General features: G+C 42.8%; 23 protein-coding genes. 20 read left to right on the top strand and 3 right to left on the bottom strand.

The window, feature by feature from the left end:
- Positions 1 to 204: 204 nt before the first annotated feature.
- The 3 genes from ACDE64_RS13115 (at position 205) to ACDE64_RS13105 (ending at position 2440) form a co-directional block, all read left to right on the top strand.
- Positions 205 to 870: a hypothetical protein gene (locus ACDE64_RS13115; protein WP_411347092.1), complete on the top strand. Its 666-nt coding sequence runs from the start codon at positions 205 to 207 to the stop codon at positions 868 to 870.
- A 158-nt stretch (positions 871 to 1028) separates the two neighbouring features.
- Positions 1029 to 1238: a hypothetical protein gene (locus ACDE64_RS13110; protein WP_411347091.1), complete on the top strand. Its 210-nt coding sequence runs from the start codon at positions 1029 to 1031 to the stop codon at positions 1236 to 1238.
- Positions 1239 to 1564: 326 nt separating this feature from the next.
- The gene (locus ACDE64_RS13105; protein ID WP_411347090.1) at positions 1565 to 2440 is read left to right on the top strand and encodes a sce7726 family protein; all 876 of its coding nucleotides are present in this window, start codon (positions 1565 to 1567) and stop codon (positions 2438 to 2440) included.
- On the opposite strand, the gene ACDE64_RS13100 is transcribed toward ACDE64_RS13105, so the two are convergent.
- Positions 2410 to 3450 carry a beta family protein gene (locus ACDE64_RS13100; RefSeq protein WP_411347089.1) on the bottom strand — a complete coding sequence of 347 codons (1041 nt, stop codon included), beginning with the start codon at positions 3448 to 3450 and terminating at the stop codon, positions 2410 to 2412. The two genes, ACDE64_RS13105 and ACDE64_RS13100, sit on opposite strands and share 31 nt — an antisense overlap.
- Before the next feature lie 611 nt (positions 3451 to 4061).
- On the opposite strand from ACDE64_RS13100, the gene ACDE64_RS13095 reads away from it, so the two are divergent.
- From ACDE64_RS13095 to ACDE64_RS13015, 17 genes are all read left to right on the top strand, one after another.
- The gene (locus ACDE64_RS13095) at positions 4062 to 4322 is read left to right on the top strand and encodes a stage V sporulation protein S (protein WP_411350292.1); all 261 of its coding nucleotides are present in this window, start codon (positions 4062 to 4064) and stop codon (positions 4320 to 4322) included.
- A gap of 19 nt (positions 4323 to 4341) precedes the next feature.
- Positions 4342 to 4896, top strand: a complete 555-nt coding sequence (locus ACDE64_RS13090; RefSeq protein ID WP_411347088.1) for an HD-GYP domain-containing protein — start codon at positions 4342 to 4344, stop codon at positions 4894 to 4896.
- Positions 4893 to 5351 (top strand): metal-dependent hydrolase, encoded by a 459-nt coding sequence (locus ACDE64_RS13085; protein ID WP_411347087.1) that lies wholly within the window; start codon positions 4893 to 4895, stop codon positions 5349 to 5351. Before ACDE64_RS13090 ends, ACDE64_RS13085 begins: the two co-directional genes overlap by 4 nt.
- A gap of 26 nt (positions 5352 to 5377) precedes the next feature.
- Positions 5378 to 5794 (top strand): hypothetical protein, encoded by a 417-nt coding sequence (locus ACDE64_RS13080; protein ID WP_411347086.1) that lies wholly within the window; start codon positions 5378 to 5380, stop codon positions 5792 to 5794.
- A gap of 340 nt (positions 5795 to 6134) precedes the next feature.
- Positions 6135 to 6944, top strand: coding sequence for a hypothetical protein (locus ACDE64_RS13075; protein WP_411347085.1), 810 nt, complete (start codon positions 6135 to 6137; stop codon positions 6942 to 6944).
- On the top strand, positions 6941 to 8911 hold the full coding sequence (locus ACDE64_RS13070) for a VirB4 family type IV secretion system protein (protein WP_411347084.1): 1971 nt from the start codon (positions 6941 to 6943) through the stop codon (positions 8909 to 8911). The genes ACDE64_RS13075 and ACDE64_RS13070 overlap by 4 nt, the downstream gene beginning before the upstream one ends.
- A complete protein-coding gene (locus ACDE64_RS13065; protein WP_411347083.1) occupies positions 8904 to 11069 on the top strand; it encodes a hypothetical protein in 2166 nt (721 codons plus the stop codon). Before ACDE64_RS13070 ends, ACDE64_RS13065 begins: the two co-directional genes overlap by 8 nt.
- Positions 11070 to 11083: 14 nt before the next feature.
- Entirely contained in the window at positions 11084 to 12826 is a 1743-nt protein-coding gene (locus ACDE64_RS13060; RefSeq protein WP_411347082.1) for a M23 family metallopeptidase, read from the top strand.
- Between the two features lie 12 nt (positions 12827 to 12838).
- On the top strand, positions 12839 to 13237 hold the full coding sequence (locus tag ACDE64_RS13055; RefSeq protein ID WP_411347081.1) for a hypothetical protein: 399 nt from the start codon (positions 12839 to 12841) through the stop codon (positions 13235 to 13237).
- A complete protein-coding gene (locus ACDE64_RS13050) occupies positions 13234 to 14625 on the top strand; it encodes a hypothetical protein (protein WP_411347080.1) in 1392 nt (463 codons plus the stop codon). Before ACDE64_RS13055 ends, ACDE64_RS13050 begins: the two co-directional genes overlap by 4 nt.
- 145 nt (positions 14626 to 14770) lie before the next feature.
- Positions 14771 to 16813: an ATPase, T2SS/T4P/T4SS family gene (locus ACDE64_RS13045; protein WP_411347079.1), complete on the top strand. Its 2043-nt coding sequence runs from the start codon at positions 14771 to 14773 to the stop codon at positions 16811 to 16813.
- On the top strand, positions 16810 to 17697 hold the full coding sequence (locus ACDE64_RS13040; protein WP_411347078.1) for a hypothetical protein: 888 nt from the start codon (positions 16810 to 16812) through the stop codon (positions 17695 to 17697). Before ACDE64_RS13045 ends, ACDE64_RS13040 begins: the two co-directional genes overlap by 4 nt.
- A gap of 41 nt (positions 17698 to 17738) precedes the next feature.
- Entirely contained in the window at positions 17739 to 18584 is an 846-nt protein-coding gene (locus tag ACDE64_RS13035; protein WP_411347077.1) for a hypothetical protein, read from the top strand.
- Between the two features lie 34 nt (positions 18585 to 18618).
- Positions 18619 to 18903, top strand: a complete 285-nt coding sequence (locus tag ACDE64_RS13030; RefSeq protein ID WP_411347076.1) for a hypothetical protein — start codon at positions 18619 to 18621, stop codon at positions 18901 to 18903.
- Positions 18904 to 18922: 19 nt separating this feature from the next.
- Positions 18923 to 19369 (top strand): hypothetical protein, encoded by a 447-nt coding sequence (locus tag ACDE64_RS13025; RefSeq protein WP_411347075.1) that lies wholly within the window; start codon positions 18923 to 18925, stop codon positions 19367 to 19369.
- A 4-nt stretch (positions 19370 to 19373) separates the two neighbouring features.
- Positions 19374 to 19802, top strand: a complete 429-nt coding sequence (locus ACDE64_RS13020; protein ID WP_411347074.1) for a hypothetical protein — start codon at positions 19374 to 19376, stop codon at positions 19800 to 19802.
- Positions 19803 to 19813: 11 nt separating this feature from the next.
- A complete protein-coding gene (locus ACDE64_RS13015) occupies positions 19814 to 20515 on the top strand; it encodes a Flp pilus assembly protein CpaB (RefSeq protein WP_411347073.1) in 702 nt (233 codons plus the stop codon).
- Between the two features lie 73 nt (positions 20516 to 20588).
- On the opposite strand, the gene ACDE64_RS13010 is transcribed toward ACDE64_RS13015, so the two are convergent.
- Positions 20589 to 21341, bottom strand: a complete 753-nt coding sequence (locus ACDE64_RS13010; RefSeq protein ID WP_411347072.1) for a hypothetical protein — start codon at positions 21339 to 21341, stop codon at positions 20589 to 20591.
- Entirely contained in the window at positions 21334 to 22521 is a 1188-nt protein-coding gene (locus ACDE64_RS13005; RefSeq protein ID WP_411347071.1) for an AAA family ATPase, read from the bottom strand. Before ACDE64_RS13005 ends, ACDE64_RS13010 begins: the two co-directional genes overlap by 8 nt.
- Positions 22522 to 22594 lie beyond the last annotated feature (73 nt).

Below are 22594 nucleotides of genomic sequence, written 5' to 3'. Positions count from 1 at the left end.
ATTAGTCTCAGTGGTATGTATTGTACTAGTTTTTATTTATTTCTATACACCGCTATTTGAGTCTACGTTCTTGTATGAGGAGCGACAGCTAGCGCTTCTAGCCCATAAGTTACATTTCAATCCCCAAAGTGCGAACTTCTCAGCGCGTTCAGGTGAGCGTAGCGTTCGCGCTTTTTTGTCGATTCTAGGAGGTGAATATCAACAGTGTCAGATCAGCTTAGGAAAAGGCTCTATCAAGCGGAACAGAAGGCGAAGCACCAGTCTGAAGTTGACCTGAGTTTGATGAATCGTGAGGCTGCGAAAGCCGAGGAACAAGGATTCACGATCATTAGGCAAAAACGTGTGAATCGAACGCCTTTTTCGCAAACGATTAATCCGAATATCCTGTGTTTAAATGAGTTGGGCTATTTAAAGGCTGCCGAGTTAGGGTTTCTGTTTATGCTCGCGCCTTTACTGAAAATAGGAGTGAACGCCATTGTCGATCCGCATACCGATCAGTATTGCTCCGTTGCGGAGTTGGCTTTCCTGTTAAAGCGTAGCCGACAAAAGACAAGCGAGATGATATCGACTCTGATTAAAAAAGGAATCATGTATGAGTTTGCAAATATTCATGAACTCCGAATTTATGGACGCCAAGTGAGCAGGCGCCCATTTTTTTTATCTCCAGAGATCATTTGTTGCGGGGACAAAAACAAGTTAGAAAGTGGCGTAACGCAGCTTATGACTCATCATGATCTGTTAGAAAAGAAAGGGATCAAACTGCCAATTAAAGCGATCGTTGAGCCTCATGCTACGTATGGAAGATTGGTAAACCGCAAACAATTTTTGCAATTCCAACAACAATTGCGAAAACAAAGTGGTAGTAAATAGAGTGTTTTTTTGTGCAGGGGGTGTCACCAAAACGGGACACAGGTGTCACCAAAAGGTGACACCCTAAAATGGCGATACATGCTGTCATAGCAAGGGATTGGTGCATGTGGTGGAGGGGTTGTACTTCTTACTCTATAAATAGGCGAAGGTGGTAACGTATGCAACCAGTCAAAAACATTCGTGTTCTGTTTCATTTCGGAGAGGGAGACGAATACGAAGTAGACCTTCAGTTAGTATGGACGAAAGAACATGGATCAGAGGCAAAACCCATTTGTTCCAAAGAAGTGTTACAAGCGGCTGTCGAACATTGGGTTGCTCAAAACGTCAGTTATACATGGGAAGAATGTTCAGTGGATGATACTGTGTAGACAAGAGTAGATAAACGTGAAAAAGGTAGAGGATATTCTCAATCACTATGGAAAGCACGGAAAGCTGGAAAAGAACATAGTGGTAAGAAGTTACTGGATATGTACCATCCAAGCGGAGCAAGTTGATTGATAGGATCTGTTATAGAATCAAACCCAAACTCTCTTAGGAAGAGTAAATAAAAGGCAGCGGAGAATGATTGATTTTATAATCGACTAATATTTGTTATTAAATTCGTTTTTTTATAAAATGTTTAAAGTGTAAAAAGAGAGAATTCGTGCATTTTACTGAAAGTTATTCTATAATTGCGTGGTGAAGGAGCGTTGAAATGAATATCCATAGTGATCTAAAACAGCGAACAACAGCGGAAGAATTGACGCATATCGTCAAAACATTACATGATCATTATCATCCTTTTTTACTGGATAATCAGGTTTGGGACTTATTAAAACGAACACTTCCTGAAATGATTTACGAGGATGTTATTTCTCCATACCAAGAGCATATGGTTGGGCATAAGCTAATTAATAATATTGTTATGAATTTGTATTTTGGCGAAAAAAAAGTGAAGTATCATTTATCACAAAAGTATCTTCACCGAAAAGATGAAGTATCCATATTTGAATTGAATTTAGGTTCTAGTCGTTTGGATTATGCACGTATCAATGGACACTCTTATGCCTATGAAATTAAAACGGAACTGGATTCACTTGATAAGTTGGAAAAACAAATATCTGACTATAGCAAGGCATTTGAATATGTACAGGTTGTATGTCATCCGTATCACTACAAAAAGGTGAAAGAAAACGTACCTTCTTTTTGTGGAATCGTTACGTATAATGATTGCAAAACGGATTTCCCATTTAGTTTTAAACAAAAGCGATTACGAAATCCGAATATTGATGCTCCCTTTCAATTATCTACTTTGACAGCAAAAGAACTAGATAAGATTCTAAAAGAAGAGAATCTAATTACTTGTTCTTTGGATCGACAGTCTAAACAAGAACTTATCTCAGTATCTTTATCAAGCGCAAAAATAAACCACCATTTCAAGGAAAAGATTAAGGCGCGATTCCAGAAACGGTGGGATTTTGTTTGTAGTCATATAGATAGCATTGAACCTATTGATATTCAATCTTTTTTTAAATCCAATGCTGATCCATACTGGGTATATTATAAGAACTCTTCCATCGTATATAGATAATGACTAGATATAATAATTTTCCACTTTGGAGCGGAATTACCAGCTTCTATTCCTCTTGCTATATTGCTGATCATTCTACAACCTGGACATGAGTGTTCATGAGCTTGGCTGCTCATAGTTTGATAATTATTCCATGGTATAGAAGACATTACAGAAGGGGCAACCATTGATGTAAATGTAGGCGCTTGTTTATAAATTCCTTTATGACCATAGTATGCATTGTCCCACCAATGATAAAAAATACAGCCGGGACTGATACTTCCCCCTTCGGTTAGTTCGTCTTTCTTAATACCACAATAATCTCCAAAAGCACCAAAGCCGTAATTGCTGTAATTTGTTAATAAAGTATTGTCCAGTGTGGTGATAACCTGATTATTTGTTAGGCCTGTATTAGTCGTATCTGGGCTAATAGCAGCACGAACTAACACGGTTTGGCATTGGTGCTGCTGAGCGTAGGCAAGAATGTACTGACAGAAAGGTACTAAAGATGAGTCTGTATGTGAAGTCGTATCCAAATCAAGGATGATGATATCATTTGGAATTAAGTAAGGGGACGCTTCATTCAAAGCCGATTGTGCATGGTTTAATGAAATCCGAATCGCAATTTGATCAAAAGAGTTCCTTAGCTGCATGATCTCATTAGAAATAAAGTTTTGTTGAAACAGCGGTGTGTGAGGATTGTAGCTTACAACAGGAATAATATTTTCACCAATAAAGTGATTAAAATAGGAAAGTCGTAAAGAAGGATTAGCGAGGATCGGGCGAAGAAAATTAGCTACGTTTGGTGCAGTATTGGATTTTAACTTAATGTACAGAGGAACATCGATGAATAATCGATTGCCAGTGAATTGAATATAAGATTTGATTTCATCAAAGCAATTCACATTCATATTGCTGCGTCGTTTCTCTTGAACAATTTCAATAAGTGGTATGATTTTGCTAGAATAAGCTACACTTTCAAGTGCTTTTTTCTCGCTATCACGAAATCTGAAAATAGGCACATACTTCATAGTCAGCTTCCTTTCCACGCGGTTAGTTATTTCACTTAATTTATTTTTTTATACTCCTTTAGAAAATAGTACCATATTTAAATGATTTTGTTCTATAAATCATACTAAGAAATAAGTTAACTATGAATAGTAGGGCGGATAGAGTTGTTCTTCCTATTACAATGAAGGTATAGTCACTCTAATATAGGGCTGAGGGAATGGACGGCATTATGACATAGATACATAGCCTGCTGCTGTGAGAGGTGAGCGACACAGCGGCTCCCTCTTTGTCCTCAGCCCCATGGTTAAATGATTTCATGCGTAGAACTATGTCAAAGAATACGAACAAAAGTTCTTGCTGAAGCTTGCTTTTGTTACTATAATGGAGTTAGCCCAAAAAGCGTCTATTATAAATTTGTCATAACTAAGCTCAATCTAGAGTTTTTTTTATTGTTAACATGCTATATGGACTAACTAACATCGAAGCCAGTGGTTATATGAACTCTCATATAACTACTGGCTTTTTTGTGTTTCAAAGAGTGTGGGCTTTTGTGTCCATAAATAGGTGAGGAGGAATCAAGATGGCAATGGCACGTACAAGAGAATCGGCTTTAACAGGTAATCAGGAGGAAGTGGCAGTGTACAAGGTATCAACAAAATCGAAAGTCAGTTTCCTTTCTGGAGCCATCGCTTCTGCGATCCAGAGTGGTAAGGTAACCGAGCTACAAGTTGTTGGTGCTGGAGCACTCAATCAGGCGGTAAAATCTGTAGCCGTAGCGCGAGGGATGACCGCACCCAATGGGTACAGCTTGATCGTCATTCCGTCATTCTTTGATGTTGAGATTGATGGAGAGCGAAAAACAGCAATCAAATTGCTTGTACAGTCTATGTAAGAAAGGAGAAGGAACCACAGTGATCTTACAAAATGTACTTCGTATGGTAGACCCAGAGCATAGCAGCCGCGTAAGTGTATTAGCTAGAAACTTTGCCCAAGCATTGTCTATCCCTGAGCGCGAGGCAATGCTAATTGGGATGGGAGCAAAGTATCACGATATCGGAAAAATTTCGATTCCGTTATCCATTTTGCAATCACCCATGCCGCTTACTGAAGAACAGCAGGAGGTAATGAAGCGACACGTCGAATATGGGCTGTCTATTTTATCTGTGTACCACAGCGAAGAAATGAATGTTGCCAAAACGATTATTGCAACACATCACGAGCGATGGGATGGAACGGGTTATCCCAATCAACTCAAGGGGGAAGACATTCCACTTGTTGGTCGGATCGTTGCACTGTGTGATGTATTCGATAGCTTATCATCGGAGCGTCCATACAAACCAGCTTGGACGCTCGGGCAGGTACTGGATCATATTCGGCAGGAGCGTGGAAAAGCATTTGACCCTGAGCTGACAGATAAATTTTTGGAAATGATCTGTGAGGGTGTATTGGAAGGTAAGGCATTATGAATGGCGCATCACATTTGGTCGGAGGAGTGACGGCTGCGATGCTATTGGGCGTTCATTCGCCGGCACAACTTCTCGTAGTTGCAGTTGCATCCTTGTTGCCAGATATCGATCGCTCTAACAGTTTATTAGGGCGATGGATTCCACTGATACCAACGCTGCTAGAGCAGGGAATAGGAAAGCGCACCATTACACATAGTCTAAGTTTTGGGCTAGGAATATGGCTATTGCTTGGCTTGCTACATGCAAGCTGGCAATGGTCTTTTTTGATTGGCTATGTATCGCATGTATTCCTTGACATGTTTACCGGGCGGATTGCTTTTCTTTGGCCCCTCCCTTGTCGGTTTGGCGTTCCCTTATTTGGTATCCCACCAATAGTTATCGAAAGTTTGAGTTTGGCAGGATGGGGAGCTTGGATAGTATTGGGTGGATACCAATACTTTCAAATTCTGTTTTGAAATTTGATTGAGAGGAAGAACGTGAAATGACGTCACGCAAAGGTAAGAGAAGTACGATGCTATTGGTTTTGATTGTATTCCTGGTATCGATTATGGGGGTAGCATTCCCGCAGCAAACTGCACATGCCACGAAAGCCGAAAGTGGCACTTCGAGTATTAAAGATAAATTGACGAGTACAGATGGATTGGAAACTCAAGTGGATAAGAGTACCAACACGTTTATCGACAAAGCTCGTCATGTTGGGATCTTTGTTACTGTCATTCTTTTTTTATGGCTGGGCTACTGCTTTTTGGTAGCTGGTTTCTCGCCAGATACTCTTCGTCAAACAAAAATCATTTGGATGGCCTTCCTTGGCTTTTTAGCATTTACATTTTGGACGGAAAATATCTTAGGTTTTGCGTTTGGTATCTTTGGAATTGATGTCCAAACGATTTTGAAATAAAGGAGTGCTTGTTATGTGGGGACACTTTCATCCGATCCCATATCAAAGCCGAATCAAAGAAAAGTTTTTGAAAGTAGCGGGTATCGGGCTTTCATTTAGTGACGCGTTATGGTGGGCAGCGGGGATATATGTGTCTGCTAAAATGAGTGCTTCTGTTCCAGCGATTGGTAATGATTGGCTGTACTCTCGTTTACATTATGGGATTCCTTTTGTCGTGTCGATGTATCTATGCTATTTTCGACACACGGGAACGAACTTGCCGATTTGGAAATATTACTGGATGGTGACTCGATTACGAACCAAGAAACGCACCTTTTTGTATCGGAAAGGCGGGTCTTAAATGATTGAGATCTTGGGGATTGTGTTGTTTTTAATGGTTGTATGGTTCTGGAAGACGAAAAGAACGTCTTCTGGTGAGATGACCGTGCAGCATATTATCGGTGGAAATCAGCCTGCTGTAACTTGGGATGGAATGAGTCAACAAGGAAATGTGTTTCGGCTGGTGGTGGAAGTGGAGCCGATCAATACAGATAACGCATCACTGGATGAGCAAAAAGCCATTTGGTCTCATTTCTTTGGACTGATCAATACGCTATCGCTACCGTACAAAATGGTGATGCAATCGCAACTGTTTGAAATGCAGGATTACATCCGAGAGTATGAGGCGTCGGTGAAACAGTTGTCGGATGATTATCCGGCACTCAAGGAATCGGGACGAATGGTTAGTGCTTATATGAAGGAAAGCTTGGAGTATGAATCAATTCGTGATTACCGGGGCTATTTCATTCTTGAATATGATCCCGTACAAGCCGCTAAAGTCAATGGTATGCAGATTGGCATTGATAAAGTGGATACTGCACTGGGTCAACTCGGATCGTCAAAACATCGAATATCCGATGAAGAAAAGGCAGAATTGGCTCTTCAAATGTTGGAGGAAGCAGCGGATACGGTTTTTAGTTTTTGTGAACAAATCGGGATGCGGTATTTACGGCTAGACCGCGCCGGTGTTTGGAACTATACGTACCAGACGCTGAACCGAGAACTGTCTTCTCAAGCGAGAATGGTCGATGCCATTCTAACAGATAGCTTTAAACGAACCAAAACGTCCATGTCGAAGAATGACATGTTAGCAGAGGAGGAACTCGCTTGAAATGGAGATGGACGAAGTCTTCATCATATCCAGCTGAAGAACCCTCGTTGGATGTGGGAAAAGCGAGCGGCATGGATTTTGCCGCTCCCTCTTTACTTAAGGAAACCATTCCTGGCGATTTCACAGCAGAAGGCGTGAAGATAGATAGTTATGCAGTAGAAGTAGGCGGTACCGTAACCGCCACACGCTTCTTTCGCAGTTTCTTTGTTGAAGTGGCTTCCGGGAACACATGGGCTAGAATGCTAGACTCGTTGATTCAAAACAAGAATGGACAAGGAGATATTGATTTAGTACTCCATGTGTTTCCATCAGCGAATCATGCGGAACTCAACCAAATCGGGCGGCGCATTGCTGGGCTATTATCGGATTTAGCGGACGAAAAAGATGTTCGCAAAGTGGATGCGATGCAAGACGAGATCAAAGACCTCAAGCAGCGTCAAAAACGCATTCGACTCAATATTGAACGGAGTTTTCGTGTCAGTATCCAAGTCATTGTCAGTACAACAGATTGGAAATCGTTAATGAAACTCTGTCGGTCTTTGATTCAACGGTTTTCAGGCAAGTCATTGTATTTGCGTTCCGCAGATGGTCAGCAGCTTGCAGCACTGCAAGGAATCTTACCGACGTCTTCTGTCTACCACGCAGCTACAGAACATGTATTATCTTTAGAAAGTTCCAATGTAGCGGATCTGTTCCCGTTCAGTGGTGGAAGCTTGAATCATCGCTCTGGTGTGATTGTCGGCAAAGATCGCAAAGGTCGCCCCGTTTGGCTGGACTGCTGGCATCCAGATCTTGTGAATTACCATATGTGCATCATGGCAAGGTCAGGCGGCGGCAAAACCTATGTAACGATGCTTCTCGCTCATCGTTCTACACATATCAATCGCCAAGTGGGGGCCATCGACTGGAAGGGCGAATATGGCGATTTTGCTAGAGCGATGGGCTGTCCGTATATGGAACTGAGTGAGCATAGTAAGTACCGCTTGAATCCGTATGATGTTGATATTACGGAACTTGCAGACGGTACACAGTTTGTCGACATTGAAGAAGCTGCCAATGCAGTACAAGCCGTTGTGTTTAAAATGATCTCCGTATATGATCGCTCGGCATTGACCGGTAGTGTCAAAGTGTTTATTGGTAAGGCGATTCGTGAGCAATATGCGGAAGCAGGCATTACATCTGATCCGGGCAGCTTACTTGAAGCAGACACAAGAAATGATGGAAATTTCCGTACACGTCTGAAGCGTAAACCCATGCCAACCCTTTCCGGTCTACTTAAAAAAATGCTTACACACGCAAATGAAGCTATTCCGAAAGCAGGAGAGCTATTAAGCCCGTTTACACAACAAGGAACGATGAAGTCCTATGCTATTTTTGATGGGCAAACGACAGTGGAAATCAAACGCGCTCCTTTGTTTGCCTTTGCTATCAATCGACTGGATGCGGAAATCATGCGTCCGATTGCTCTATTTGTTACCGAAAACTGGCTTATGGAACGCTGGTGCAAAAAGTTCCCAGAGATGAAAAAGCACTTAATTATTGAAGAGTGTCAAAATATCTTTCTGGATGAAGACTTTGGTGCGGTTTGGGCAGAACGTGCTTACCGCGAAGGTCGGACTACGAATACAGGAATTGTATCCGTCACGCAAGGGCTGGAGGTATTTACCCGTTCGCAGGCAGGCATGGCGGCGATCAAAAATAGTCCCATCAAGATTATTGGTATACAAGAGTCACTGGATATTGATGCGGTACGAGGGAAGCTTGCGTTGACGGAAGGTGAGGCAGATTTCCTTGTATATCAAGCAGGAAAAGGCGATATGCTAATCAAAGTGGATAATCAGTCGGTGATTGCGCATGTGGATGCGTCTTCCATGGAGCACATGTTATTCACGACAGACCCAAATGATCCCGCCTATGCGCAGCGTAAACAGTACATTCGCGAGTTGGAGGGTGTGGGTCATGCGTAAGTGGCTGTTTGCCTTATGGGTTGTTTCACTCTTTTGTATGAGCGTTGCACCTGCATCTGTGCACGCTCAAGGAGCTATAACACAGCAAAAGGATGAGGGAAAAGCATCGTCGGAATCATCGGAATCCTCTGGAAGCAGTGGCATTATTGGCAAGCAAATGGATTCGTATTACTCCAATGAGGATAACCAACCTGGACTGCTTGAACGAAATGTTTCCGATGTACTGATTGGAACAGCCAATTTTCTAATTCAATCCTTCGGTATGAAAGATGTAACCTTATTGGTCTTTAATAAGAATCCGAACCCGACAAGCGATGGCTTTCTACAAGGCGATGGTGTACAAGATCATTTGTATCTGGGTGTCTTTAATGAAGGGATGATGCGTGCAGTTGATGCGCTATACTCTGCGTTTGAGCATTTCATGCCATACCCTGTTGTGATGATTGTCATCGTGCTATCCTTCTTATCCCTCTGGAATAGTACACGAGCGGAAACACGCAGCCAATGGAAAGATTATGTTTCCGCTTTTTTTATCGCTATCTTGTCGATCCGATTTGGATACTATATTTGGCAATTTGTAGCCGATATAGTAGAAACGTTTACTAACGTTGTCTGGAGTACACTCGTCGATCATGGGGTACAGATGGACAAATTTTTGAATATGATCTGGGGGAATGGCGCGGAAGGCTACGGAGACATGATCAAGTATCGCGGCTTCGTTGTCGGTATTTTGGTATTACTTGCAGCGATCATGACAGCGATACTCAATTATCAGTACACCATGCGTACCATCATACTCATGATCCTTGTCTCTAGCTTTGTTGTTTCGGCAGTACTCACGATCTTCCCGAAATACCGCCATAGCTTGCAAACGTGGTGGGATTTGTTTTGGTCTCATATGATTATGCCCTGCGCCCATGCTTTGGCGTTAGGGCTATTTTTCTTGCTTCTACGTTACAGTTCAGACGGCGTGTCCAACTGGATTATTGTGGCGTACTTATTTGGGTTCTCAGGCATCTATGCTTTGTTAAACAAGGTAATGGGTGGTCAAGAGCAACAGCGTGGTGGACTCGGTTCCATGTTTGGCGTTGGAAGTATGATGGCACTCGGACGTATGTTTCGCTCCAAAGATGCTGGCAAGAAAATGAAGGGCGGAAAAGAGACAGGACAAGGACAGCAAAATGGATCGGGTGGAGAAGGTAGTCTGTCTGAATCCGAAGGCGGGTTTGCTGCAAGTAACGGTACAGGAGCACCGACAATGGCTGCTCCGACTTGGCAACGTAGAGCAGCGCAGAGTGGCGGAAAAGTCGCTGGTTTTGCCCTAAATTATGGAGCGAAAGCCGCAGGAACGGTGGCAGGTACGTCCATTGGACTGATGGCAGGGAATCCGCTAGTTGGCGCTGCATTAGGTGCAAAAGTAGGCGGATGGGCAGGGAAAGGAACCGAAATGCTGGCAAAGGGTGGAATTCAAGTATCCAAAGCTGCTGTGCAAGGCATCCAGCATTGGCAAGAACAACGTAAAGCGGCAGATACCATATCCTCGATTCCACAAGTGGAAAAGGATAGATCAACTTCGGACGAATCAGCACAGCTTTCCGGTACAGCCTCTGGGCATCATGTGATGCAGCCTACACAGGGAAATGTTCATCCGTTTCGTTCGGATCAACCGCAATCGAGTTCTTCTTCTTTAGGAGCAGTACCATCAGGAGCGACTCCATTTGTAACGATCCCGACGTTATCAAAAGAATCGGTCACTGCATCGGAGCATGTACCCGTTACACCGATTAACAATAAACCGAAATCGGAAAGCGGGCATCATGCTCTTCCTAGTGCGTTACCACATTCGGGAACGGAGGACAGAGCAAATGGCACAGCTTCGCCCCGCTTCTTGAAGCCAGCACCCGTAATTTTTTCGCCTAGACAATCGAAAGGTCATATACCGGTAGGAAACCAAGAGTCGGATATCCGTTCTGATGCAAACGCAGCAATACCGCCGTTTCTCAAGCAACGAGAACGACCACCGGCACCTGCTCCAAGCAAGCGATCCAATTCGGCAACGCAAGAGCCTGTACGTCCGATTCCAGTTATCACCAATCGAGCAGAGGTTGAGCAGCCGCCTACTCGCTTAGGATCTCGCCACTACAACTATGACTTGTAGCAGGAGGTGGTCTCATGGACTTCGGAGAGTGGGGGAAACGCGCTGCCAAAATGGTGCTGCAACGTCTTCTAATGAAGGCACTGGGTGCGCTTTGGTCATCTACATGGCCGTATATACTCGGCATTGGAGCGATTCTAATCGTTTGCATTGTCGCATACTATGCCATCTTTGAACTGCCGAAAGAAGCGATTCTCGGTACGGCAACGGACCCGGCGCAAGCCTTCTTTTCTGGTACCAAAGAGGAGCAAGCAGATGTGCTAGAAGATTATCAGACGGTTGCCGCGCGGTGGAATGAGGATTTAAATGACAATCAACTGTCTCAAGTTGATCCCTATGAGCTACCGTGGGGCTGGCTTGCCATTGTGGATCGAACGCTGAATGATCCGCAGTTTCTCAAAACATATGATGAAGAAGCAGAAGGAATCGAACAAAAAGATTTTATTCCAAAGCCTGACGAGATCTTTGAAGAAGTTCGACCTGTATTCACTTGGGAAACGCGTGAGGAACAAACAGTGGAGCAGATCTGTGTTGCTGTTGGTGGCGGAGTGAATGCTGGAGGCAAGAAATCCTATGTTGTCAAAGAACGCACGACGATTGTCAATAAGGAACTGCTGATGAAAGCCAACACGATGCAAAACGAGTTTGTGTATGCGTATGAACCAAGTGTCAATACATCGAAAAAAACGCAAAGTTCCAAATGTGGAACGTTAACGAAAACCGTATATTGGTTTGCTGTAACAAGTGTAGAGACAACAAAGCAAGATTGGGAGCCGATGCGCGAGCTGTTAGTGAAACGGAATGTCAGTGACAAAGACCAAGAATTTCTGATGGATTACTGGAAGGAATACCTCGTTGCAGATGAAAGCGAAGGTGGATTCTTGCCAGATGATTCGTGGTCACCAGCCGAAGACGGAACATTACGATGGCCCGTTCCAGCATCACATAAGATCACGTCCAGTTTTGGAGTACGTATTCATCCCATATCAGGCGTTCGGAAAATGCACAATGGGATTGATATTGGCGCACCAGAGGGCACAACCGTGCTAGCAGCGGCAGATGGAACCGTGGTCTATGCAGCCGCTATGGGAAGTGCCGGAAATGCGATTATCTTACAGCACCAAAATGGAATGCAGACGAGATATTATCATTTATTCCGCATCTATGTGAAAAGCGGACAGGAGGTCGAAGTGGGACAAGCGATTGCCGAAGTAGGAACGACCGGAAGTTCCACCGGACCACATTTACACTTTGAGGTTCGCACCAGTGGGAATCCCGTCGATCCAATGGACTTTTTCGGTTATACCGGCGATCCGCTCAAATACCGTGCCTTGCACATTAAAGCCATTCAAACATGGCTTCAAGCACGAAACTCTGCACTAGCGAATGTGAAAACATTGCAGATGATTGATGCGGCTGGTAAAGCCAAAAATGTAGATCCTCATTTGTTACTCGCTATTACGGGTGCCGAGCAGTCTTTTGTTCCAGCCGACCATCCGCAAGCGAGCCGAATGATTCGTAATCCATGGAACGTATTTGGTTCGTGGAATACAGGCAAAGGTTCAACATTGACGACGGGAGAATCGGCGCGCATTGCCGCTAATACGATTATCAAGTTGTCCAAAGGTCGTCCAGCGAACGTCAATCCGATTGAATGGCTGAGTAGTCGGGAGAATCCGAGTGGTTATTATGCAGGTGACGGAGACAATTGGACGCGAAATGTAAGTGCGCTATACGATCAGTTATCTACAATCAAGTAAAGGAGCTATATCATGAAAGGATGTACGATCAGCGTCATTGCACTCTTGCTTTTCATGTTGCTGCCTACTCAGTCTTGGGCAGCAACAACATCCCCATCCAGTAGTATAACGGAGCGAATGGAACAATTCGATCCAGAACAAGTGGAGACCAATTTGGAGCATAAGGGAGAAGAGCTGCTGAGTGTAGCCCAATCGGGAGGCAAGCTGTATATTGCCATCGCTTTGCTAATATTCCTCATCCTATTAACGGTAGGTCTGTTTTTTAAAAAGGTGATGGCAATTGCATTTGTAACCTTATTGCTTGCTGTTGTTGGATATTGCATCATCCAGTACTGGCATCCGCTGAGCGACTTCGTAATATCAATACTGCAATGGCTATTTTCGCGAAAGCCAGAAGGAGAATCTATATGAATCTGCATTTGGTTTTCCATACTGCCATTGTTGGACCACTTGCTACTTCCTTACGGAATCGGGATTACATTGTTGCCGGAACCGATGTGACGTTAGAACAATGTTATATTGCCGCCGATGCAGGACGATTACAAGCGGATATTGCCATTTTGGATGCCACAGCAGGTGCTGCTACCAAACGCGAAAGTATTTCCCTTCTCCAAAAGATTCGTCTGAGTATTCCGCAGACGAGGCTGATTGTCATCTTGCCAGAGGCAGATTTGGATTGGCAAAAAGCACTGGGGATGTATGGAATTTATGATGTCTATGTAACAGAGCAGTTTGCTATTGAAGATATCGTATCTTGGATCGAGACTCAAAAAACGATTGCTGATGTACCTAAGCTTGATGTTACTACGCCATCGTCAAAACGAGACTCTCGATTAACCCGGCAATCCTCGTTTCAAGAAGAGGGACGAGAACGAATGTCCGCTCTACCTTCTTGGCTACGACGGAAAGCAAAAGCTGTGACATCTACTGAAATGGCAGAGCAGAATGAGCAAGTGCTCAATACGGAAGCTGAGGAAGATCCAGCAGAGCAGGCAATCGAAGAGATCATACATGTGCCTGTGCCGGTTGAAGAAACAAGCTCACAGATTGACGAAGAGTTGGAGCCTGATGGCGGATCGCATGAGGAAGTATGGATTGATGAAGTACCGACTGTAGATACTAGGGAAAAGGCGTTACCATCCCAAGAACATGTAGCCGTAGTTGCTTCTGTAGGTACAAGGCAAACAACTCAAACGATTATGATTGCTGTGGGTGCACTTGTTGGACGAAGCGGAACGACGCATACAGCCATACAAGCAGCATATGAGGCTTCTCGCACGCATAAAACAGCGCTTATTGAAATCGCTGAACCACAAAAGCATTCAGATCTGCGTTACCTTGTGCCTACATCAGAAAAGAAAATTCCTGTTCGCATACAAAACATCGATATCTTTCCAGAATCGGATGAACAGAAATTGCTGGAGATTTCCACAAGCGGAGATTACGAGATGATTGTGATTGATTTGGGTGTGTTGATCATGCGTGAAAATGGTGCAATCCAAATGAAGCCGACTGCTCACTGGTTGATGCGTAGCGAGATTCCCATGCTTGCGTTTCCGGCTTCCCCGTGGGATATGGCTCGCTGGATTCCGTTATTACATGACTCCCAGCTCCTATTAAAACGTGCGCATTGCGTACTGAATTATGCCAATCAAGAGGAAGCCGCATTGTGCATGACTTTTTTGAAAGAAAGCTGCGCGTCGGTAATTCATAATGTGTTATCGCATCCCTTCAACGAAGCAGGTCAGCTATTACAAGACAAATTCACACCAAAACCACGTAAGAAATTCTGGTTCTAAACAGATGGTAAGGAGGAAGAGTAGATTGAACTGGTGGATATCGAAAGAAAAATCAGAGACAAATAAGGGACAGGAAGAATCCACTCAGCGGGGAAGAGTTATATCGATTTCGAATTTCAATTTGAATGATACTAGCTTGGGTGTCATGGCATTTGTCCAATCCCTCCCCACTACAATGAAAACGCTAGTTGTGGAGATGCCTTGTCTAAGCTTACCAAGACTAGCAATACCGATTTGGAATGATAAACAGCTGCGACAACTGTCATCCAGTCAAAGCATGGATCAACTGGTGCTGGATATGGATCGAAAACAGTTAAAACCACTGTCTGATTACCTCTCTCGGCAAGGTCAAACCGATTATGTATTACTGAATCCGCATGTACTACTAGATCAGTCATTGATGAAGCAGGTGCAGCACGCGAAAACGTTGATGGACTTGCCCAGCTGGGTAGTGAACGAAGCGCGCGATGATTACGATGTGATTCTACTAGTAACGCAAGGGAAACTGGATATGGCGACTACGTTTTTTTCGTTACAGCAAGCAGATGCCTGTGTGTTCATGATCGGAGATATTGGAGATTGGACGTATAATCGCTTAACCATGGAACGGCTGATCGAGGAGTATCAATTTCCTGCACAGCAGTTCTTTTTTTATACGACGAATCGCTCCATCGCTCATACACTCAAAGAGCCATTAATCGTATCTCCTAAAGTGCTATGGAATAAGATAAAGGACATTCCGCTATCCCGCCATTTATCGTCTTCATTGCAGGCTGCGGTATCGGATCAGTATCCCATTGGATATATTCATCCGATTGATTTCTTGACTGCCCCTGATGGAAGGCAAGTGGTCATGCAGCCAGTACGTTCCACGGTGAGGCAAACGAAAGATTGGGTCGCGGTTGCAGAGCGCATCCGGCAGCAATTGCAAGAACAGCATCTGGATGATTTTGTGGCTTCTTTGATGGATGCAGAGGCGCGGCAGCGAGTTCGATTTTATATTTCGGATCTGCTACGTATGTCTCCAGCCGGTAGCTTACCGGGCGCACTGGAAGACGTGACACAGTTTGTGCAAAAAGAAATCACAGAGCTGGGTATACTGCAACCATTACTGGATGATCCGAGTGTAGTCAATATCGAAATCAATGGACCAAAACAGATTGTCATTGAAAAAAGTGGACAGGTCATGCAAGTGACGGATGTTGCATTTGAAGATATTGACCATTTGTATCGGATCATCAACCGAATGCTCAATGTGATGGGCAAGCAACTGACCAGTAATGAGCCGGTCATTGATACGGTTTATCACGGGACGCGGGTATGTGCCGTAGCAGACCGGGAACGCCGCAGTGGACTGAGTATGGGTTCCCCCATTGTTTCCATCCGGAAATTCCCACCACGTGTATTGTCGGACGAAGAATATATCGCCAGCGGCACCGCATCGCCCGACATGCTGGCATTTTTGTCATTTGCTGTCCGAGCTGGCTCAAGCATTGTATCGGTCGGTGGAACCAATGCTGGTAAAACAACGGCAATTATTCGCTTTTTACTATACTTGGATCGTTTAACACGCGTGATCAGTATTGAGGATTCGCCGGAAGCAATGCTCAGTAGTAAAGAACAGTATTTGGATTATCCCAATCTGATCTCGTTGCTCACCAAGATTGTTGAAGATCCAGCAAAAAGTTATCCACCGAGTCGATTGATTCGAACGTCGCTACGTTTGAATCCATGGGGCTTTTTGATCGGAGAAAGTCGGGATGAAGATGGTGCCAGTGAAATGCTGAAAGCAGCGAATACTGGACATGTGGTTTGGACCACTACGCACGGAAATGGCATGGAGGAAGGCGCTACCCGTATCTTGCAGCTATGCGGCAATACGCAAGCTGCCGCCGCTCAAATCAGTCAATCGCTAGACTTGTTTCTGTTTTTACAGCGGCAGCGAGATGGTCGTCGCCCGATTATGGGGATTGGTGAGCTGGTTCGATATGAAGGCGTAGAAAAGCCAGTCATGAATGTGATTTTCCGATTTGATCGGAACTCCAAACGTCATATTCAAGTCGGGCATTTGAAAACCAATCGGATGCGGGACAAGATTTACAATCAGGATCAATTTTCGGAGGACGAAATTCAGCGTTGGTGCCGATTTGAGACAGAAGATATTTCGTATCAGGAGGTAGAACGATGACCGTGATTGTTTCCATGATCGTTACGCTGCTGGTAATATGGGGCATTTCGTTTGTATTGCCTAAACGCACTTCTTTTGGTGAAAAAAAGCGGTTTTGGCACGTTCAGCTTGGGATTCTCTCTACTACGCGTAAGGGTTCGGAGCTGGGACTCGAATGGTCAGTGTTTCACTATGTCGCTATGGGGATTTGCGGATTTGCTATAGGAGCGCTCCTGGTGTTGCTCACGCATCATGTATTACTCATACTCGTAGGCGTAATCGCTGGTTGGGTAATTCCTACACTGGTCATGGAAGATGTGATGTATCGTCGCAAACGACGTGTCTTGATGAGCTGTGTTCCTAATTTACGACTTCTGACATCGAAGCTGCAAGAAGGTGGAAGTTTGGAGTATGCACTGGATATTACAGTACCGCTCATGAATGGAGCAACCAAACCTATTTTCTTGGAAATGCTACAGATCATCTCTATTGATCGGGGAGAACCGGCACGAGCTTTGCAGTACCTCAAGCAGCAACTGACCTTTCGGCGGATCGAAGATTTGTGTGAGAAACTATTGCTTGGACGCAGCGAAGGATATAGTTTTCGGATGGTACGCAGTATAGCTAAAACCGTAGATGATATTTCACTCGATATTTTAGATATTCAAGAAGTGGAACTCGTCAATCAACGAAAACGCTGGAATATGATTACGCTACATCTGATGCTGTGGACGCTGCCCTTTCTATTCCGCTGGATGGAAATGAATATGGCGGATACCGTTGCGATGACGCTGAGTATGAATACCTTCTTCGGTCAAGCTCTACTTGCTGCCTTATGCGTAAATACACTGTTTGCCATTCTATACTTAAACCGACTTACACGCTTTGACATGCGCGATGCTTAATTTCATATGATGATGTCACGAAAGGAGGTGAACATCGAAACATGAGTATCCTCATCTCTCTATCCGCAGCCACCATGGTTTTTCTGTTGGCTTTTTTGCTGTTGCCGGGATTTTCGCGTCAGAAAGACACGCTACGTGCTTTTCAAGCCCTTCAGCGTGTCCGGCATCAACCCCAGTCACGATTGCAGCGGATGATCTATCAGTTGCTGGATCATGTCATACCGGAAGAATTACGAAGAAAATATGAGGATCTGGGTGAGAACAAAACGCTGGAGTCGTATCTCACACGCGTTTTTTTATTGTCGCTTTTGGTTAGCATGACCTGTGTGATTGCTGCACAAGTGCGGCATCTACCATTAATGTATCTGATCGCAGTGTTGGCTCTATTCCTTATGATTTGGGTCGGCATCCGTAATATTGATACGCTATCGAAAAAGAATGAAAACTTGATTCTTGGTGATCTGCCACTACTATTTGATCGGATGGAAATTGCTCTGGAAACAGGAAAAAGCTTTCAGGGCATCTGGTTGGAAGTAAGTGAGCGGTGTAAACCGGCACTGGCTCGTCATCTAAAAGAGTTGATCACCAACTCTGCTTATGGCGAATATGAAGCGCTACAGCAATTTGCCGATCGTATCCGACATCCTGTTGTCTACAATCTAGTTTCTGTCATCATGATGGTACGTGACTCTGGGTTTGAAGCATCCGAGAGTGCGTTGCGGTCGATTCAAATGGATATGCGATCCTTACGCCGGGCACGCTTACAAGAAAAGAATCGTTCCAAACCTGCATTATTGAATCTGTTTTTTGGTATAGCTGCTCTGATCTGTATCATTTTCATGATATTAATGGCAAGCAAAATTTTGGTATTGGTCAATGGATTTTAAAAAATAGTCCATACAGGACAAAGGAGTTTTTCTGATGCTGAAATCTTTTAAAACTAACGTAACGTCTCTGGTGAAATCTATAAAACAAACAATGAATACTTTACTGGATCATATGCAGCAAAAGGCTACTGCTGTGAGTATAGGTGTAACTGGACGTATGCACTTGTTTGCTAGAACGCAAAAAGGTCTTAGTTCGATTGAGACAGTTGCCATCATTATTGTTGGTCTGGTACTCATCGTCATGTTCGTTCCACAAGCCAAAGAGCTGATTACAGCTGGATTTACGAAAGCGAAAGGTTGGATGGACCAAATTTCATAACTGAAAGAAGGGAAAAGGTATGGTCGCATACATTCGACGCCGCTTCCGCTTCTTTTTTCGGCAAGAACGTGGTAATGCAGCCGATATTATTGGTCTCTTTTTCTTTGGCTACTTTGCGGTCGTGATGGTCGCATTCGTTGTCAATTTCCTTATGGCATCTCTGTATCAGGGCGATTTGAATTATGCGGCCAAAGAAGAAATGGGCGTGATGACAGTGCAAAATGGAGCAGATGCTGAAAGCGAACAACGATTTCGAGATATGATTCGAACGATGGGACACGATCCCAACAAAGTTACGTTCACGGCGACACCGAGATTAGTCCAACGCTATGATCCCTTATCGATCCATTACACGTCAACTTATCCCTTATGGGCGTATAAGCTGCTGGGAGTCGCGGATGAAACGGTAAAGATTGATGAGACGATACCCGGTACTGCTCGTGTACTGCTACGAGGAGGCGACTGAAGCAATGATGGGCTGGCTTAAAATATGGACGGCAATCTTGTTATTTGCGATTGTTGTGCCGGTGCTGGGAAGTATCGTGATTCTCACAACGGTTCATCACCGGGGCGGTGACCGCCTTGAAATGGCGATGAATATCGCTGTCATTCATGCGTTAGCGGCAGTGGATACAAGTCATGGAGGGAGAGCAATGATGGACCCGGATGTGCTACGAAGCACAATCCGGGCTTCATTTCGTTCGCAAATGAAATTCAATGAAATGTTAGAAAGTAGTCGGATGAAGGACAGTCAACTGATTACAGACATAACGACGAATTCGTCTGGAAGCACAATCGTGACGTGTCAATTTTCAACAAAGGTAAAGATGCTTATACCTGGTTGGAGTGAAGATGTCTCAGTGGTTCGGCGGATTCCTGTAGAAACCAAATATAACTAAAGGAGAAACGAATGAGTTTGAAACAATTATTCCAGCGTCGATGGTCGCCTGCAATGAAACTCATCTTCTTATTAATTTTGGCAGTAGCTGTATTTTTACTGAGTTTGAACTATCTACAATCCAAGCTTGCCGATCAACGTTTGACTGTACCGGTACTGGTAGCGAAAATGGATATTTTGCCTTTCCAAGAATTGAATGAGAGCAATACGGAGATCCAACAACGAGTAAAAAGTGATATTCCGTCCGATGCGGTAACAGATGCATCTCAACTAGACACAGGACAAAACTTTGCTTCTGCTGTTGGATTTGTCGAAGGGAGTATGATTCGGCAGAATCATTTGACTACAGCGAGCCAATCACAAAAAGGAAGTAGCGTGGCTTTACGTCAGGGTGAATATCAGGTTGGTGTTAAAGTGGACTTGCCGACCAGTGCAGGCGGTGAAGTGCGTGCTGGTACGAAAGTAGATGTAGTTGCTTATGTAGGGCATGATAATCAAGGAACTGTACGTAGCGATCCAGTATTATCAGGCATTGAAGTTCAAAAGGTACTTGATTCTCAAGGTGGCATTATTGATAGTGTAGGTGCAGATGCGAGTGTAATAGTACCGAGTGTCGCAGTGCTACGTGTTAATGAGGAGCAGCGCAATTTAATTGTAAAATATCAGGAGAGTGGCAAAGTGTATCTGACTCCAACTAAACCAAAAAATAATTAGGTAGAGTAATATGGTTGATAATCCAATCCTATTAGTCTATACAGCAAGAAAGGCTGATAGGATTGGTATAATATTATCTAACGGGTTCTTCATAGAAAGCTGTTTCTCTAAGCGCATCTAACAGTTTTTGTAATTCAGAGTCCCATAATTTCTCTTGTTTTAAAAAATCTATAATTTTATATAAATTTGTATTTTGTAGTAACGCAGTAGAAACTGATGCAGAATATTCAGCGTGTGGCGATCCTTCGTAAAGTATATTTTTCGTTCCTTGTACAATTTTATTTCTCATTATTATTGATCTAGTTTCAAGATATCGGTCACACTTTTCTAGTATCTCATCCACACTAGTCATAACTTGCTCAGCAATTTCAAAACGAGCCATTACTACTTTTTTAGTATCGTTCAAAAGTAAAAGATCTATGGTTGTTTGGCCAATTATTGTTTTTGAGAAAAATCTATACGAGTTCATAGCTAAATGATCACGTGGGTCCATTTTAGTTGGATTTATAATGGGGTATTTCCGTACATTATGAGATGACTTTAAACCATTACACCGTTTGCAACTGGGAAGCAAATTATCCCAAACTACTACTAGATTAGGATGGTGAAACTTATCTCTGAAATGTTCAACTTCCATATACTTGGATTCAGTATTTAATTTACATTCACAATAGGAGCATTTTGAGTGCGAGCTTTCTAAGAGAGCATCCTCAATAAATTGCTTTTTCCATACTGCTTTTTTTGTACTTTTGAATTGTTTTGTTAATGATTTAATTATTGATTTTGTTAATTCAACTGGTTGAGAAGTTTTAGCTATTTTAATCATCTATACGTTCTCCTAAAGTTGCTAGCTGCAATTTCAACAGCTTTCTTATATGGTTAGTAGGATGGAGCATTTCCTGTAAAATTGCATAATTTTCTTTAGCTATAATTAAATTTTCTTGGTCAATAGCATACTCGAACGTATTCAAAGCTTCATTAAATTCTATTGAACGAGTATCTTCAAGACCCATTACATCTTTTAATACTTCTTCTACAGTCCAACCTTTGTAACCAAATCGATTAGAGGCTAATTCGCGTTTATTGACATTACCGTTTTCATCCCTTACTAATGGAATAATTTCATCAGAATTTGCGGATTGGATTATATGAGCACTATGCGTAGAAGCAATAAATTGCACATTGGGAAATATTTCTCGTAATACTTTTAGTATTTGAGACTGCCATTTAGGATGTAAATGTAAATCTAATTCATCAATTAATACTATCCCAGAAAAAGCATCAACTTTAATTCCAGGATTATCAAATCTTAATTCTAATTCTTTTATTAGTCCTAAGAGTATAAAAACTACAGATTTGTATCCTGAAGATAAATATTCAAAATATATCTCTGATCCATCTGTTTGTCTTAAAAGGATATCATAAGATGAAGCTTTAACTTTTGAAAAAGAAAATGAGTCATCTAACTTCCCAAAAATTGTTTTGGCAACTTCGAAATTATGTTTTTGTTCTTGTGTGAGTGAATTATCATGGGCCGACCAAAGATGACGATGTATAAACCAGTTCTTAGCATCAGAAATTTGTAAACCTGAAATTAATAAATTTGCATCTTTGTATTGTCTATCTAAATCTGCATTGTCTTTAGAAATACTTGTAAGAGGTACATAATCAAAATAGCGATTTGTCTTTATAAAAATAATGTTAGAGGGTGATGGAGGTTGTTGAGTGAATTGTGGTGCCATCATATCTTCTGGATGAAAGTTATTTTTTCGCACTTCAAAACTCTGGTTATTGTCATTAGTTAATACCCACATTCCATAAGGACGATCAGCTTTTTTTCTAACAAAAGAATGAGAATTATATGTAAATGTTTGTGCGATACATTCTAATATAGTTGTTTTTCCGATGCCATTAGGACCACAAATTATATTCATGTAAGGGTTGAAATTAATTTCTAATTCTTGTATACCTCCAATGGCGTTAATATATATATTTTTCAATTTCAAAATAAAACATCCTTTCTTTGATGATATTTAATGTTATATTTAATTTATATTGTAATGATATTATATTAGTAGA

The sequence above is a fragment of the Paenibacillus sp. WLX2291 genome (assembly GCF_046603665.1).
GTDB lineage: Bacteria > Bacillota > Bacilli > Paenibacillales > Paenibacillaceae > Saccharibacillus.
The sequence above is the reverse complement of the archived record's forward strand: the minus strand, read 5'-3'. Positions and strand labels throughout refer to the sequence as shown.